The sequence below is a fragment of the Nocardioides sp. genome (assembly GCF_051876515.1).
Lineage (GTDB): Bacteria > Actinomycetota > Actinomycetes > Propionibacteriales > Nocardioidaceae > Nocardioides.
In genome coordinates this window covers 1-14,666 of the sequence record NZ_JBJEHY010000075.1, presented here as the reverse complement: position 1 = coordinate 14,666, position 14,666 = coordinate 1, and the positions used below count along the sequence as shown (strand labels likewise).

The following is a 14,666-nucleotide window of genomic DNA, read 5'->3' as shown; positions in this document are numbered from 1 at the left end:
TCGGGCTGCTTCTCGACCTCACGCACCGCGTCGAGGAAGCCCTCGCCCTCGGCCCACGTGGACAGGGTCGACGCGAGGTCGACGTGCTCGGAGGAGATACCGATGGACAAGGCTGCCGCCCTTCACGTGGGACACATTTCTAGAACAGGTTCCACATACTACTGTTCAGCGCGTGCTGACCACCCCGCTGTCTCCCACTGAGGTACGTCCCGAGCCCCGCCCGGACGCCACCATGCCTGCCGACCTGCTCGCGCACGCGCGAGCCGCGAAGGGGTTCATGCCGGACGACGAGGGCGCCGCCCTGTACGCCTGGGCGACGGTCGGTCTCGCGGTCGGCCCCGGCCTGGAGGTCGGCACCTACTGCGGCAAGTCCGCGGTCCACTTCGGGGCCGCGGCCCGCGCCGCGGCGAGCACGTTCTTCACCGTCGACCACCACCGCGGGTCGGAGGAGAACCAGGCCGGCTGGGAGCACCACGACACCGAGGTCGTCGACGAGGAGTTCGGCCTCATGGACACGCTGCCGTTCTTCCGCAAGACCATCGCCCGCGCCGGGCTGGAGGACGAGGTGGTCGGCATCGTCGGGCGCTCCTCCACGCTCGCCCAGCACTGGCGCACCCCCCTGGGCCTGCTCTTCATCGACGGCGGGCACTCCGAGGAGCCCGCCCAGGCCGACTACAGCGGATGGGCGCACTGGATCGCGCCGGGCGGCCTGCTGCTCGTGCACGACGTCTTCGAGGACCCCGCCCACGGCGGTCAGGCGCCGTTCCACGTCTTCAAGCGGGCTCTCAACTCCGGCTCGTTCGTCCAGGTCGACTCCCAGGGGTCGCTGCAGGTGCTGCGCCGGGTCGCCGGCGAGGCGGGCGACCCGGTCGGCTGACAGGCTCGACCAGCGGAAGCGGTCAGCTGCCGACCGAGGCTGCCTCGCAGCCGCACTCCAGGCCGATCTCGGCGAAGTCGCCAGCCAGGGTGGTGCCCCGCATGATGTCAGCGCCGCCGGTGTGCCCGGCCAGCGCGTCCCACGCCAGGATCACGGCCGCTGCCGTGTACGTCGAGTGCTCGTGGGGCCAGTTGACGTCGTCGGGCCAGACGTAGCCGGTCCAGTACGCGCCGCCCTCGCCGCGCAGGTGCTGCATGTCCGCGAAGAGCGACAGCGCGCGCTCACGGTCACCGATCGCGTCCAGCGCCATCACCAGCTCGCACGTCTCGGCGCCCGTGGCCCACGTGTTCTTGCTGACGCACCGGATGCCGAGACCCTCGACCACGAACCGGTCCCACTGCTCCTCGAGCTCGCGGTACGCCTCGGCGCCGCGCACGGCACCACCGAGCACCGGGTAGTACCAGTCCATCGACCACTCGTTCTTGTCGAGGAAGCGGTCGCGGTGCTCGCGGATCGCGTGCCCCAGTCGGCCGCCGGCGAGCTCCCACTCGGGCTGCGGCTCCCCCAGCAGCTCAGCGAGGGCGACGCCCGCGCGCAGGCTCTGGTAGATGCTCGACGACGCCGTCACCAGCGCGTCCTCGTTGACCTTGGCGGGCTGGCCGTCGGTCCACTCCTGGGACCAGGCGATGCCGCCCCAGTCCAGCTGCAGCGAGACCACGTAGTCGAGCGCGCGACGCACGACCGGCCAGTGGCGGCGTACGAACGCCAGGTCGCCCCGGACGGTCCAGTGGTGCCAGATGCCGACTGCGATGTACGCCGACATGTTGGTCTCCGCCGAGTCGTCGGTGACCTCACCGACCACGAACTGCATGGGCCACGACCCGTCGTGACGCTGCGTCTCGCGGACCCACTCGTAGGCGCGTTCCGCCGCCTCGACCTGACCGCCCACCAGCATCGCCATGGCACCCTCGACGTGGTTCCACACGTCGGTCTTCTCGCCCACCACCCACGGGACCGCGCCCGTGGGCTCCTGCATCCGGGCGATGCTGAGCGCCGTCGCCTCGACGTCGGCCAGGCTCAGCACCTCGCGGACGTCGAGGACGCGCGGAGCGTCAGCGGGTCGGCTCCGGGGGGAGTCAGGCCGCATCGGGCTTCTTGAAGTACAGGACCATGCTCTTGCCGATGGTCGGGTCGAGCACCTTGCCGGCCAGCTGGAGGACCTTGGGCTGCTTCATGATCTCCCACACCAGCAGCTTGTGGTACGCCTTGGCGGCCGGGTGGTCGTCGTTGTTGACGCCGACGGCGCACTTGATCCACCAGTACGGCGCGTGCAGGCCGTGCGCGTAGGCCTTGCCCTCGAAGATCATCGCGTCGCCCGGCTGGCCGTCGTTGGGGTGGCCGGCCTTGGTGACCTTGTCGACCAGCTCGTGGTCGGTGTAGATGCGGATGTGTCCGCCCTCGGCGTTGTGGTACTCCGGGGAGAGCTTCCAGTTGATGACCTCGGGCAACCAGCGCGGGACCGTGATCGCCAGCGTGCCGCCGGGACGCAGGACGCGCACCATCTCCTTGATCGCGTCGACGTCGTTCCAGATGTGCTCGAGGACCTCGGAGGCGACGATCCGGTCGAACTCGCCGTCGGCGAAGGGCAGCGCCAGCGCGTCGCCCTGCTTGACGTCGGCCTCGGCGCCCTCGGGCACCTCGCCCTTCTCCTTCATGGCGTCGAAGATCTCCCGCACGCCGGCGAGCTCGTCGGCGTCGAGGTCGAAGGCCATGACGTCGGCGCCGCGGCGGTACATCTCGAAGGCGTGGCGGCCACCGCCGCAACCCATGTCGAGGACGCGGTCACCCGGGCGCAGCCCGAGACGGTCGAAGTCAACGGTCAGCAAGGTTCTTCTCCTCCTGCTCACGCCGGAAGTCGGCGATGGTCTTCTCGTACGCGGCCGCGGTGGCCACGGCCACGGCGTGCCAGCTGAACTTCTCCTGGACGCGACGGCGACCCGCCTTGCCCATCCGCTCGCGACGCTCGGGGTCGTCCAGGAGCGCGGCGATGGCGCGCTCGAGCTCGCCCACGTCACCGGGAGTGACCAGGTCGGCGCACTCCCCGTCGGGGCCCGTGACCTCGGGAATCGCACCGGCACGAGAGACCACCAGCGGCGTCTCACAGGCCATCAGCTCGGCGGTCGGCAGCGAGAAGCCCTCGTACAGGGAGGGGACGCAGGCCAGCTCGGCCGACCCCATCACCCGGACCAGCTCCTCGTCGGAGACGCCGTTGACGAAGGTGACGTGACGGCCGATGCCCAGCTCCTCGATCAGGCGCTCGGTGCGACCGCCCGGCTCCGGCTTGGTCACCAGGACCAGCTCCAGGTCGCGCTCGGTACGCAGCTTGGCGAACGCCTCGAGCAAAGTCGAGATGCCCTTCAACGGCGCGTCGGCGCTCGCCATGGCGAGGATGCGCCCGGGCACGCGAGGCGCGCTCGGAGGAACGAAGACGTCGTCCACGCCGAGGAGGATGACCTCCATCTTGGCGGCGTCGACCCCGAAGTCACGCTCGATGTCGCGGCGCGACGACTCCGAGGGCACCAGGACGTGGCGAGCCTTCTTCGCCACCTTGCCCTGCATCTTCAGGAAGCCGTACCAGCGCCGCAGGCTGAGCTTCTTGCGCAGCGTCGGAGCCGTCTCGATGTCGATCTTGCGGTCCATCGTGATCGGGTGGTGGATGGTGGTGACGACCGGCAGGCCGTACTCCTCCAGCTCCATGATCCCGTGGCCCAGCACCTGGTTGTCGTGGGCGACGTCGAAGTCCCGGGCGCGCGACTTCATCAGCCGGTTGACCCGGCTGGAGAAGGTCTTCGGCTCGGGGAACCCGGCCGTGCACATGGTGAGGAACTCCTCGACGTCGATCAGGTCGCGGAACTCCTTGAGCTTCGGGACCCGGAACGGGTCGGGCTCGCGGTACAGGTCGAGGCTGGGGACCTTGGTCAGCTTCACACCCTCGTCGAGCTCGGGATAGGGCTGGCCGGAGAACACCTCCACCTCGTGCCCGAGCTTGACCAGCTCGCGGCTCAGGTGCCGGATGTAGATCCCCTGGCCACCGCAGTGAGGCTTGCTGCGGTAGGACAGCATGGCGATGCGCACGTGCAGCGACCTTTCGACGAAGTGAAACGTGTTCCTATTATGGAGCACAGATTGATACCGTACCCGTGGGTATCAACGACTTGCTGCCCGCCAGTCCATCCACAACTCAGTGTGTGCTGGCTCACAGGGCCGCAATTCTTGCATCCTTCCACTAGGAGATGGCGACGTGTCCACCAGCACTTCCCTCGGCGTCGAGGACCTCGGCTCGGCAGCGCAGCGCGAGCGACGCAAGCGCATGCTCGACGCCACCATCGCCCTGGCCGCCGAGGGCGGCTTCGACGCGGTCCAGATGCGCGCCGTCGCCGAGCGGGCCGACGTGGCACTGGGGACGCTCTACCGCTACTTCCCCTCCAAGATCCACCTGCTCGTCTCGTGCATGGCGCGCGAGTTCGACTCCTCGACCCGTCGCCTCATCGACGCGCCCATCCCCGGGGACGACGCAGCCGAGCGCGTCATCTACGTGCTGCGCAACTCGGGTCGCGGCCTCCAGGTCAACCGCAAGGTCGCCGACGCCCTGACCCGGGCGTTCATGTTCGCCGACGCCTCGGTCAAGTCCGAGATCCACGTCGTCGGCGAGCTGCTCAGCGCCATCGTCACCGCGGCGATGGACCCCGACCGCGCCGGCGAGCCGACCGAGCGCGACCGTGCCGTCGCCCGGATCATCGGTGACGTGTGGCTCTCCGCCCTCGTCGCCTGGGTCACCGGTCGCATGAACGGGCGCGAGACCGCCGCGTACATGGACGAGGCCGTACGGATCGTGCTCGGCAGCTCCTCCCCCAACTGACAGGGCGCCCGGCCGACGCGCAGTCCGGTCCGAGGCGCACGAAGGGCGCCACCCCCGCGGGGGTGGCGCCCTTCGTCGTACGGGTGCGGGATCAGCCGCCGAACGCGTGCGTCGCCGTGGCGCCGCCGTCGATCGCCAGCTCGGCTCCGGTGATGTACCTCGACTCGTCACTGGCCAGGAAGACGTACGCCGGGGCGATGTCCTCCGGGGTGCCGACCCGCTGCAGCGCCACCTTGGTCGCGCCGTACGCCATCGCGTCGTCGCCACCGTGCATGCGCGTCATCGGGGTGTCGATCATGCCCGGGTGCACCGAGTTGACCCGGATGTTCTTGCGACCCAGCTCGTGGGCCGCGCCCTTGGTCATGCCGCGGATGGCCCACTTGGAGCCGCAGTACGCGACGACGGAGCCCATGCCCGCCAGCCCCTCGATGGAGGAGGAGTTGATGATCGAGCCGCCACCGTTGCGCTTCATGGTGGGCACCACGGCCTGCATGCCGAGGAAGCAGCCGCCCATGTTGACCGACCAGACCAGCTGGGCCTCCTCGTAGGTCATCTTGTCGATGTTCCCGAAGCGGAGGATGCCGGCATTGTTGGCCAGCACGTTCACCGGTCCGAACCGCTCGTTGACCGCCTCGACCAGCGCGGCCCACGAGGCCTCGTCGGAGACGTCGTGGCGGGTGAAGTGGACGACGTCGTCGCCGTACTTCTGCGCGAGCTCGTCGGCCAGCGCCTGACCCTCGGTGTCGTTGATGTCGGCGATCTCGACCTTCGCGCCCTCAGCGAGGTACGCGCGGACGATCTCGGCCCCCTGGCCCTGGGCGCCACCGGTGACGATGGCGACCTTGCCGGCAAGACGGGACATGGATGGCTCCTGGTGTCGGGACGGTCAGACCGTCAGCTTCATGATGGAGTCGGCGGCGAAGCCGACGGACGGGTCGCGGTCTGCGAAGAAGCCACCCAGCTGGGCGTCGAGGTCCCCGAGGGTCCAGGTGTCGCCGGCCGCGTCGAAGCGCTGCTCGACCACGGGGGCGGCGACCAGGGCGACCATGCCGCCGTAGACCACGAAGACCTGACCGGTGATGCGCTCGGCCTGCGGGCTCGCCAAGTACGCCACCACGGGGGCGACGTGGTCGGGCGAGTACGGGTCCACCGACTTGCCCGAGGCGTCCTCGCCGAACACCTGCGCGGTCATCGCCGTACGGGCCCGGGGGCAGATCGCGTTCGCGGTGACGCCGATGCGGCTCAGGCCGCGCGAGGCCGACAGCGTCAGCGCGGCGATGCCGGCCTTGGCCGCCGCGTAGTTCGCCTGGCCGGGCGACCCGCCGAGGAACGCCTCGGAGGCGGTGTTGACGATGCGCCCGTAGACGGGGGCGTCGGTGCTCTTGGAGACACCACGCCAGTACGCCGCGGCGTTGCGGGTCAGCAGGAAGTGACCACGCAGGTGCACCTTGATGACCAGGTCCCACTCGTCGTCACCCAGGTTGAACAGCATCTTGTCGCGGGTGATGCCCGCGTTGTTCACCACGATGTCGAGCGAGCCGAAGCCGTCCACGGCCGCCGCCACCATCGCGTCGGCCGTGGAGCGCTCGCCCACGTCACCGGTGACGACGGCGACCTCGCCGCCCAGGGCACGGATCTCGTCCGCGACGCCGTCAGCGGCTCCGGGCAGGTCGTTCAGGACGACACGGGCGCCGGCCTTGGCCAGGGCCAGCGCCTCGGCCCGACCGAGACCCGCACCGGCGCCGGTCACGACTGCGACGCGGCCGTCCAGGGAGATGTCGTTCACGTTCGTACTGCTCACTTTCAGGATTCGTCGAGCGAGATGGCTGCGCGCGGACAGGCCGCGACCGCGCGACGCACGGCAGCCTCGTCCTCGGTGCCGATCGACTCCTTCTTGATGACCAGGAAGTCGTCGTCGTCGAGCTCGAAGACCTCAGGAGCCAACGCCTCGCACAGGGCGTTGGACTCGCAAAGGTCGAAGTCAACCTTCACCTTCATCGCGCACATCCCTCTCTCTTCTTCATACCGGTCACCCCTCGCTGGAGTGGCCGGGGAACACGTGCGCCGTCGGGTCCACGACCACGGCAGCGTTGTTGACCGCGGTGGCCGCCTCGCCGAAACCGACGGCGATGAGGCGGACCTTGCCCGGGTACTGGGTGATGTCTCCGGCCGCGAACACGCGCGGCAGGTTCGTACGCATGGAGCTGTCGACGACGATGTGCCGCTTCTCCGTCTCCAGGCCCCACTGCTGGATCGGGCCGAGGTCGGCGACGAACCCCAGCGCGGCGACCACGGCCTGCGCCGGGAGCACGACGCGCTCGCCGCCGTCGACCTCGAGCTCGACCTCGGTGAGGGTGTCCGTGCCACGCATCTGGCTGACCTGCGCCTTGGTGATGATGCGGACCGATGACGCGGTCACCTCGTCCACGGTGCGCTGGTGGGCGCGGAACGCGTCGCGGCGGTGCACGAGGGTGACGCTGCGGGCGAGCGGCTCGAGGCTCTGCGCCCAGTCGAAGGCACTGTCGCCGCCGCCGACGATGACGACGTCCTTGCCGCGGTACGGCTCGAAGTCGGGCACGAAGAACTCGACGCCCCGACCGATCCAGTCCGAGCCGGCGGGCAGGGGGCGGGGGCTGAACTTGCCGATGCCGGCGGTGACCAGGACGGCCTTGGCGACCACGACGGTGTCGTCGTCCAGGGTCACCCGCACTTCGTCCTCGCCGTGCTCCAGCTCGACGGCGGTACGTCCGAGGAGGTACTCGGCCCCCGCGGTGTCGGCCTGCTCCACGAGCCCGGCGACGAGGTCGCGTCCCTTGACCCGCGGGAACCCGGCGACGTCGAGGATCGCCTTCTCCGGGTACATGGCGGTGACCTGACCGCCCAGCTCCGGGAGCGAGTCGACCAGAGCGACCCGCATGCCGCGGAAGCCGGCGTAGTAGGTGGCGAACAGCCCGCTGGGGCCGGCGCCGATGACGAGAAGGTCGACGTCTACGTGGTTCACGCGCAGGCTCCTTCCCGGACGCGGCGCGGCGACGGGGCCGCCATGGTGGAACGTGTTCTAGTTATAGCACCAGAACACGCGGGGCACTGGCTGCGCAACACCTCGTCTCGCACCGTGGCTCACACCACCAGCGCCGCACGCGCGCCGGGCGCGTCGTCGAGCTGCGCCTCACCGTCGGGGAAGCCGAGGATCTCGGTGATGCGGCCGTCCTCCCCGAACGTGACGACGTCGGAGAAGAGCATCTGGAAGGTGCCGCCGTCCCCGGAGTCCAGGGAGACGACGAGCTGGAACACGGCCCGGTTGCCGGTCACCGTCACGGGGCCGTACCGGGTGGTGCGCATCGGCACCTGGGCGCTCGCCTCGAAGAACGCCCGGATCGCGTCGGCGCCGACGTTCGGCTCCGACCCGACCGGGTCCTCCTGGCGGGCGTCGACGGCGAAGAGCGCCATCACCGCCTCGACGTCCCCGCGCCCCACGGCGGCCACGTACGACTCGCACGCCTCGACGATCTGCTCACGACCTGGCATCGGCTGTCCTCACACTCGTACTGGTGATGTGAGGCACACCCTGCCTCGTCCGGCGCCACGCCGCACGCGAACCCGCAGAAGGGCGGGCAAGTCGCCGTGCCGCGGACTCACATGAGTGCGGCCGTCAGCCGGCACACGTTGTCGAGGTAGCGCATGTACCAGGGCTGGGCGTCCCACTCCTCCAGGGTGAGCACCCGGCTCACCGTCCGGTACTCGTCGTCGTTGGCCTGGAGCCGTTCGACGAGCGAGCCGCCGAACCCCATCAGCATGATCTCGTAGGTGAGCCCGAAGGATCGGAAATCCATGTTGGACGAGCCGATCGCGCCCACCGCGTCGTCGGCGGTCATGTACTTGCCGTGCAGCACGGTCGGCGCTGGGTACAGGTGGATGACCACGCCCGCCTCGAGAAGGGCCCGGTAGTACGAGCGCTGGGCGTGGCCCACCAGGAACTGGTCGGCCCGCTCCCCCACGAAGAGCTCGACGCGCACCCCTCGGTACGCCGCCGAGGTGATCGCCGCCAGCAGGGCCTCGTCCGGAACGAAGTACGGGCTGGTGATCGAGATCCTCTCCACCGCCTGGTTGACCAGGGCGGTGAACATCCGCAGGTTGGGCTCGGTTGGGAAACCAGGGCCGGACGGGACGACCTGCATCGCGTTGGCGCTGCCGCCGGGGACCAGGTCGGGCTGGTCCACCAGGTAGGTGGCCGGGTCGAGCAGCTCGTGCGTCTCGGTGTACCAGTCGGTCAGGAACACCGCCTGGACGGAGGCCACCGCGTCTCCGGTCAGACGCATGCTGAGGTCCTTCCACCGCCGGCCCACCCGCTCGTTGGCGGCGCTGCCGTACGTGTCGGCGATCAGGTTGTGCGAGCCGACGAAGGCGACCTCGCCGTCCACGACCATCAGCTTGCGGTGGTTGCGCAGGTCGGGGCGGCGCCACCGTCGGCGCAGCGGGTCGATCGGCATCATGTGGTGCCACTGGACGCCACCGTCGGTCAGCGCCTTGAGCATCTGCCGGCGTCCCGGGTACTTGCGCGAGCCCAGGTGGTCCAGCAGCAGGCGCACCGTCACCCCACGCTGCACGGCGGCGAACATGGCGGCGAAGACCCGCTCCGTGCTCGCGTCGCGGGCCACGATGTAGAACTCGACGTGGACGTAGTGCTGGGCCGCGTCGATCTCGTCGGCCAACGCCTGGAAGAACTCGTCGGTGTCGCCGTACAACCCCTCCTCGGTGCCGGTGACGCAGGGCAGGCCGGTGAGGCGCCGGTTCATCGTGATGACCGAAGCCAGCCCCGGGGAGACCACGGCGCCGTACGGGATCTGCGGCAGGGACTCGGTCGCACGGGCCAGCAGGGCGTTCGCCTCGGCCTGCACGAGGTGGCGACGACCGTGCACCCACGGGCTGCCGATCAGCCAGTACGCCGGGAAGCCCACGACCGGGACGAACAGGATGAGCAGCAGCCACGCCGACGACGACGCCGGCCGCCGGTTCTCCGGCACCGTGCCGACCGCGTACACCTTGAGGCCGTACTCCAGCGCGATCAGGCCGGTGGTCAGCAGGCTCACCCAAGTCATGGCCGCAGCCTAGGGCTCAGGAGCCCGGCAGGGCTGCCGAACTCTCCCAGCCTTCGGGGCGCAACCTCTTCGGCAGCTTCGCCACCACCGACCGGTAGGACTCGTGGACGGCGTTCCTCAGCTCGTCGTCGTCGATGGCGCCCCGCAGGGCGAGGTCGTTCCAGCCGGACCGCCCGATGTACGCCATGACGCTGGCGTCACCGGGGAACCGGTCGAGCCACTCGTCGGCGACCTCACGGGTCGCGCCGCACTTCACCCCCACCGTGCTGGCACCGCAGAAGGCGAAGATCTTGCCCCGCTCCCCGGGCCCCACCTTGAAGACGGGGAACTCGTGCTCCCACGGGTTGTCCGGCCACGCTCCGGGCAGGGAGGCGCACCACGCCATCATCGTCTCGACGTCCACCCCACCACCCAAGCGCCCCGCGGCCTCCGGCGCCAGTCGTGCCCGTGGCGCGTGGCGGGATGTGTGAGCGGTGCCGGTCGGGACACAATCAGCGCGTGAGCCAGACCGACGTGATCTCCGCCGTGCGCCGCCATCCCAGCGCCGTGCTGCTGTTCGGCCAGCTGCTGGCCGTGCTGACGCACCCCTTCCTCGACACCTCCGTACCGGGACGTGCGGGGCTCGGCGTGCTGAGCATGTGCCTGGTCGCCGCCGCGATCTGGGCAGTGCGGTTCACCCCGGTCCTGGCGTGGGTGGCCGCGGTGATCGGCGTGCCGGCCATGGTGTTCACCGTCCTCGAGGCGGTGCTGCCGCACCAGGACTGGGTGATCCTGGCCTCCGGTCTGCTGCACGCACCGTTCTACTTCTACGTCTCGTTCGCGATGGTGCGCTACCTGTACGAGGACGACCGCGTCACCCGGGACGAGCTCTTCGCCGTCGGCGCCGCGTTCACAGTGGTGGCGTGGGGCTTCGCGTACGTCTTCGCGGCCGTCCAGGTGTGGTGGCCGGGCTCGTTCGTCGGTCCTGGAGGGGACCACCAGTCCTGGTTCGAGCTCCTCTTCCTGTCGTTCACCAACCTGACCAGCGTCGGCCTCAGCGACATCGTGCCCACCGGTGACCACGCGCGCTCGGTGGTGATGGTGCAGCAGGTCGTGGGCGTGCTGTACGTGGCGCTGGTGATCGCCCGGCTGGTCGGCCTGACGTCGCGCCGCTGAACGCTCAGGTCAGTCGAGGCAAAACTCGTTTCCCTCGGGGTCGGTCATCACGATGAAGCCGCCCGAGAGGGGGTCCTCCTGGCTGGTGACGCGGCGTTGCACGCGTGCGCCCAGTGCCACGAGCCGCTCGGCCTCGGCCGCCAGCGCGTCCATCCGCGCCTCGGGGCCGGCCCCGGGCGCGGCGCGCACGTCCAGGTGCACGCGGTTCTTGGTGGCCTTGGGCTCGGGCACGCGCTGGAAGAAGAGCCGCGGACCGCTCTGGCCCTCGGGCGGCACCACGGCCGAGCGTGAGTTCCACTCGGACTCCGGCACGCCCCACGCCGACAACGCCTCCTCCCAGGAGCCGAAGGGAGCGGGTGCAGCCTGCAGCTCGTACCCCAGGACGCTGGCCCAGAACCTGGCCAGGGCGTCCGGGTCGGCGCAGTCGAACGTCACCTGGATCTCGCGCACACTCATGTCGTCTCCTGGTCGGTGGGCCGTCACTGCGCCGCCATCATCTGGCGCAGCTCCTTCTTCAGCTCGCTGATCTCGTCACGCAGCCGCGCCGCGACCTCGAACTGGAGCTCGGCGGCGGCCGCCTTCATCTGGTCGGTCAAGGTGCCGATCAGCTCCGCGAGGTCTGTCGAGGGGATGCCCGCCGTGTCGGGGGCCTCCGCGTGGATCCGCGACAGAGACGGCGTCGGGGACTTGCCCGGCTTGACGCCGCCCGCGCGCCCCTTCTGACCGACGTCGGCCCAGGTCTGCAGCAGCTCCTGCGTGGTCTCGTCCTCGCGCGCCAGCATCTCGGTGATGTCGGCGATCTTCTTGCGCAGCGGCTGCGGGTCGATCCCGTGCTCGGTGTTGTACGCGACCTGCTTGGCGCGACGACGGTTGGTCTCGTCGATCGCGGCCTCCATCGACGGGGTGATCCGGTCGGCGTACATGTGGACCTGGCCCGACACGTTGCGGGCCGCACGCCCGATCGTCTGGATCAGCGACTTGTCGGAGCGCAGGAACCCCTCCTTGTCGGCGTCCAGGATCGCCACCAGGGACACCTCGGGCAGGTCGAGGCCCTCGCGGAGCAGGTTGATGCCGACGAGGACGTCGTACTCCCCCAACCGCAGGTCGCGCAGCAGCTCGATGCGCTTGAGGGTGTCGACCTCGGAGTGCAGGTAGCGGGTGCGGATGCCGGCGTCGAGCAGGTAGTCGGTCAGGTCCTCGGACATCTTCTTGGTCAGCGTGGTGACCAGGACGCGCTCGCCGAGCTCGGAGCGCACCCGGATCTCGTGGATGAGGTCGTCGATCTGCCCCTTCGTCGGCTTGACGATCACCTCGGGGTCGATCAGACCGGTCGGCCGGATGATCTGCTCCACCGCGTTGCCTGCGCCACCGATGAGGTCGAGCTCGTAGTTGCCTGGCGTGGCCGAGAGGTAGATGGTCTGCCCGATCCGCTCGAGGAACTCCTCCCACCGCAGCGGCCGGTTGTCCATCGCGCTTGGCAGCCGGAAACCGTGGTCGACGAGGTTGCGCTTGCGGGACATGTCGCCCTCGTACATGCCGCCGATCTGGGGCACCGCGACGTGCGACTCGTCGATGACGAGCAGGAAGTCCTCGGGGAAGTAGTCGAGGAGCGTGTTGGGGGCGGACCCCCGGCTGCGTCCGTCCATGTGCATCGAGTAGTTCTCGATGCCCGAGCAGGACCCCACCTGACGCATCATCTCGACGTCGTAGCTGGTGCGCATCCGCAGACGCTGCGCCTCCAGGAGCTTGCCCTGACGCTCGAACTCCTCCAGCCGCGCGGCCAGCTCGACCTCGATGCCCTCGATCGCACGCTCCATGCGCGCGGGGCCGGCGACGTAGTGCGTGGCCGGGAAGATGTGCAGCTCGTCGTCGTTGGTGACCACCTCACCGGTGACGGGGTGGAGCGTCATCAGCCGCTCGATCTCGTCGCCGAAGAACTCGACCCGGATCGCCAGCTCCTCGTAGACCGGGAACACCTCGAGCGTGTCGCCACGGACCCGGAACGTGCCGCGGGTGAACGCCATGTCGTTGCGGGTGTACTGGTTGCCCACGAGCTGGCGCAGCAGCTGGTCCCGCTCGATCTCCTGACCCACCTTGAGCCGGACCATGCGGTCGACGTACTCCTGTGGCGTGCCGAGGCCGTAGATGCACGAGACGGTCGACACCACGATCACGTCGCGGCGGGTGAGAAGCGAGTTGGTCGCGGAGTGCCGAAGCCGCTCGACCTCCTCGTTGATCGAGGAGTCCTTCTCGATGTAGGTGTCCGTCTGGGGGACGTACGCCTCCGGCTGGTAGTAGTCGTAGTACGAGACGAAGTACTCGACGGCGTTGTCGGGGTAGAGCTGGCGCAGCTCGTTGGCGAACTGGGCCGCCAGCGTCTTGTTGGGCTGCAGGACGAGGAGGGGGCGCTGCACCTGCTCGGCCACCCACGCCACCGTCGCTGTCTTGCCGGTGCCGGTGGCACCGAGGAGAACCACGTCCTTCTCACCGTCGCCCAGACGGCGGGTGATCTCGGCGATCGCCTGCGGCTGGTCGCCCGACGGCTGGTAGTCGGAGACCACCCGGAACGGGGCGACACGACGCTCGAGATCAGTGGTGGGACGCATGCGTCGAGCCTAGACGCCGCCACCGACACTTCCCGCTGCCCGTGTCCGACCCCACTCTCCCGGGGCCGCACTCCTGCTCCACGGGCACCCCCCGCTCGGTAGATTGGGGACGTGACCACCGCCCGCGTCCTGACCTACGCCCGCCGCGCACTGCTGGCGCTCTTCGGACTGCAGCTGCTGCTGGCCCTCGGGCTGTCCCTGGTCGACGCGTACCGCCGCCGCAACAAGAAGCCGAAGCCGTTCCCCGTGAGCGCCCCCGAGACCGTGGGCGTGGGCGACAGCGAGATCACCACGTACACGTACGGGCAGGACCTGTTCGACGACATGCTGGCCGCCATCGAGGGCGCCCACAAACTGATCCTCTTCGAGACCTACATCTGGAAGGACGACACCGTCGGCGAGCAGTTCAAGACCGCTCTCGCCGCCGCTGCCGAGCGCGGCGTGGAGGTGTACTGCATCTACGACGGCTTCGCCAACCTGGTGGTGCCGCGCAGCTTCAAGCAGTTCCCGGCGGAGATGAAGGTGCTGCGCTACCCGACGTACCCGGCGGGCCTGCGGTTCTGGGACCTCTCCCGCTACGGGCGCGACCACCGCAAGATCCTCGTGGTCGACGACCACGCAGCGTTCGTGGGTGGCTTCAACATCGGCACCGCGTACGCGACCGAGTGGCGCGACACGCACGTCCGCATCACCGGCCCCGCCGTCGGGGACCTGAAGCGCGCGTTCGCCGACTTCTGGAACCTCAACCGGCGTCGGCGCTTCGGCCTCAGCGAGCGTCCCCTGCTCCTGGAGACCCCCTCGGAGTGGGAGCCGGAGATCCGCGTGCACCGCAACGTCCCGCGGCTGTGGATGTTCCCGATCCGTGGCATGTACATCGAGGCGGTCAACAAGGCGACCCGCACCATCTGGATGACCCACGCCTACTTCCTGCCCGACGCCGACCTGCTCGAGTCGATCACGGCTGCCTCACGGCGCGGCGTCGACGTACGGCTCCTGGTGCCGCACAAGTC

Annotated in this window: 16 protein-coding genes; 4 read left to right on the top strand and 12 right to left on the bottom strand. The window is 69.5% G+C overall.

Annotation, left to right across the window (positions count from 1 at the left end; translation table 11 throughout):
• Nucleotides 1-172: 172 nt before the first annotated feature.
• Nucleotides 173-877 carry a class I SAM-dependent methyltransferase gene (locus tag ACI379_RS04880; protein WP_439790945.1) on the top strand — a complete coding sequence of 235 codons (705 nt, stop codon included), beginning with the start codon at nucleotides 173-175 and terminating at the stop codon, nucleotides 875-877.
• A gap of 22 nt (nucleotides 878-899) precedes the next feature.
• Here the strand turns inward: ACI379_RS04880 and ACI379_RS04875 are convergent, their stop codons facing one another.
• From ACI379_RS04875 to ACI379_RS04865, 3 genes are read right to left on the bottom strand one after another with little or no spacing between them, the layout of a single operon-like run.
• The gene (locus ACI379_RS04875) at nucleotides 900-2,024 is read right to left on the bottom strand and encodes an alpha-L-rhamnosidase-related protein (protein WP_439790944.1); all 1,125 of its coding nucleotides are present in this window, start codon (nucleotides 2,022-2,024) and stop codon (nucleotides 900-902) included.
• A complete protein-coding gene (locus tag ACI379_RS04870; RefSeq protein ID WP_439790943.1) occupies nucleotides 2,014-2,763 on the bottom strand; it encodes a class I SAM-dependent methyltransferase in 750 nt (249 codons plus the stop codon). The genes ACI379_RS04875 and ACI379_RS04870 overlap by 11 nt, the downstream gene beginning before the upstream one ends.
• Complete coding sequence (locus ACI379_RS04865) at nucleotides 2,750-4,012, bottom strand: glycosyltransferase family 4 protein (protein WP_439790942.1); 1,263 nt, start codon at nucleotides 4,010-4,012, stop codon at nucleotides 2,750-2,752. Before ACI379_RS04865 ends, ACI379_RS04870 begins: the two co-directional genes overlap by 14 nt.
• Before the next feature lie 166 nt (nucleotides 4,013-4,178).
• Here ACI379_RS04865 and ACI379_RS04860 point away from each other — a divergent pair, with 166 nt between their 5' ends.
• Nucleotides 4,179-4,796 (top strand): TetR family transcriptional regulator, encoded by a 618-nt coding sequence (locus tag ACI379_RS04860; RefSeq protein WP_439790941.1) that lies wholly within the window; start codon nucleotides 4,179-4,181, stop codon nucleotides 4,794-4,796.
• A 91-nt stretch (nucleotides 4,797-4,887) separates the two neighbouring features.
• On the opposite strand, the gene ACI379_RS04855 is transcribed toward ACI379_RS04860, so the two are convergent.
• From ACI379_RS04855 to ACI379_RS04825, 7 genes are all read right to left on the bottom strand, one after another.
• Nucleotides 4,888-5,658 (bottom strand): SDR family NAD(P)-dependent oxidoreductase, encoded by a 771-nt coding sequence (locus ACI379_RS04855; protein WP_439790940.1) that lies wholly within the window; start codon nucleotides 5,656-5,658, stop codon nucleotides 4,888-4,890.
• 24 nt (nucleotides 5,659-5,682) lie between these two features.
• Entirely contained in the window at nucleotides 5,683-6,597 is a 915-nt protein-coding gene (locus ACI379_RS04850; RefSeq protein WP_439790939.1) for a 3-oxoacyl-ACP reductase, read from the bottom strand.
• Nucleotides 6,598-6,599: 2 nt separating this feature from the next.
• Complete coding sequence (locus tag ACI379_RS04845; protein ID WP_439790938.1) at nucleotides 6,600-6,794, bottom strand: ferredoxin; 195 nt, start codon at nucleotides 6,792-6,794, stop codon at nucleotides 6,600-6,602.
• A 31-nt stretch (nucleotides 6,795-6,825) separates the two neighbouring features.
• The gene (locus ACI379_RS04840; RefSeq protein ID WP_439790937.1) at nucleotides 6,826-7,797 is read right to left on the bottom strand and encodes an NAD(P)/FAD-dependent oxidoreductase; all 972 of its coding nucleotides are present in this window, start codon (nucleotides 7,795-7,797) and stop codon (nucleotides 6,826-6,828) included.
• A 119-nt stretch (nucleotides 7,798-7,916) separates the two neighbouring features.
• Nucleotides 7,917-8,324 (bottom strand): nuclear transport factor 2 family protein, encoded by a 408-nt coding sequence (locus ACI379_RS04835; RefSeq protein WP_439790936.1) that lies wholly within the window; start codon nucleotides 8,322-8,324, stop codon nucleotides 7,917-7,919.
• A 107-nt stretch (nucleotides 8,325-8,431) separates the two neighbouring features.
• Nucleotides 8,432-9,895: a cardiolipin synthase gene (cls, locus tag ACI379_RS04830; RefSeq protein WP_439790935.1), complete on the bottom strand. Its 1,464-nt coding sequence runs from the start codon at nucleotides 9,893-9,895 to the stop codon at nucleotides 8,432-8,434.
• A 16-nt stretch (nucleotides 9,896-9,911) separates the two neighbouring features.
• Nucleotides 9,912-10,298 (bottom strand): MmcQ/YjbR family DNA-binding protein, encoded by a 387-nt coding sequence (locus ACI379_RS04825; protein ID WP_439790934.1) that lies wholly within the window; start codon nucleotides 10,296-10,298, stop codon nucleotides 9,912-9,914.
• A 95-nt stretch (nucleotides 10,299-10,393) separates the two neighbouring features.
• Here ACI379_RS04825 and ACI379_RS04820 point away from each other — a divergent pair, with 95 nt between their 5' ends.
• On the top strand, nucleotides 10,394-11,050 hold the full coding sequence (locus ACI379_RS04820) for an ion channel (protein WP_439790933.1): 657 nt from the start codon (nucleotides 10,394-10,396) through the stop codon (nucleotides 11,048-11,050).
• Between the two features lie 9 nt (nucleotides 11,051-11,059).
• Here the strand turns inward: ACI379_RS04820 and ACI379_RS04815 are convergent, their stop codons facing one another.
• Together ACI379_RS04815 and uvrB are read right to left on the bottom strand one after the other, a co-directional pair.
• Entirely contained in the window at nucleotides 11,060-11,506 is a 447-nt protein-coding gene (locus ACI379_RS04815) for a VOC family protein (protein ID WP_439790932.1), read from the bottom strand.
• 23 nt (nucleotides 11,507-11,529) lie between these two features.
• Complete coding sequence (uvrB, locus tag ACI379_RS04810) at nucleotides 11,530-13,656, bottom strand: excinuclease ABC subunit UvrB (RefSeq protein WP_439790931.1); 2,127 nt, start codon at nucleotides 13,654-13,656, stop codon at nucleotides 11,530-11,532.
• A 111-nt stretch (nucleotides 13,657-13,767) separates the two neighbouring features.
• Between uvrB and ACI379_RS04805 the strand changes: the two genes are divergently transcribed.
• Nucleotides 13,768-14,666: phospholipase D-like domain-containing protein (locus tag ACI379_RS04805; RefSeq protein ID WP_439790930.1), on the top strand; the 899-nt coding region annotated here is incomplete at its 3' end.

What these genes read in the sequence shown, in the direction of transcription:
- uvrB (WP_439790931.1), bottom strand. Translation starts at nt 13,656, where the DNA reads ATGCGTCCCACCACTGATCTCGAGCGTCGTGTCGCCCCGTTCCGGGTG.
- ACI379_RS04875 (WP_439790944.1), bottom strand. Translation starts at nt 2,024, where the DNA reads ATGCGGCCTGACTCCCCCCGGAGCCGACCCGCTGACGCTCCGCGCGTC.
- ACI379_RS04835 (WP_439790936.1), bottom strand. Translation starts at nt 8,324, where the DNA reads ATGCCAGGTCGTGAGCAGATCGTCGAGGCGTGCGAGTCGTACGTGGCC.
- ACI379_RS04815 (WP_439790932.1), bottom strand. Translation starts at nt 11,506, where the DNA reads ATGAGTGTGCGCGAGATCCAGGTGACGTTCGACTGCGCCGACCCGGAC.
- ACI379_RS04845 (WP_439790938.1), bottom strand. Translation starts at nt 6,794, where the DNA reads ATGAAGGTGAAGGTTGACTTCGACCTTTGCGAGTCCAACGCCCTGTGC.
- cls (WP_439790935.1), bottom strand. Translation starts at nt 9,895, where the DNA reads ATGACTTGGGTGAGCCTGCTGACCACCGGCCTGATCGCGCTGGAGTAC.
- ACI379_RS04855 (WP_439790940.1), bottom strand. Translation starts at nt 5,658, where the DNA reads ATGTCCCGTCTTGCCGGCAAGGTCGCCATCGTCACCGGTGGCGCCCAG.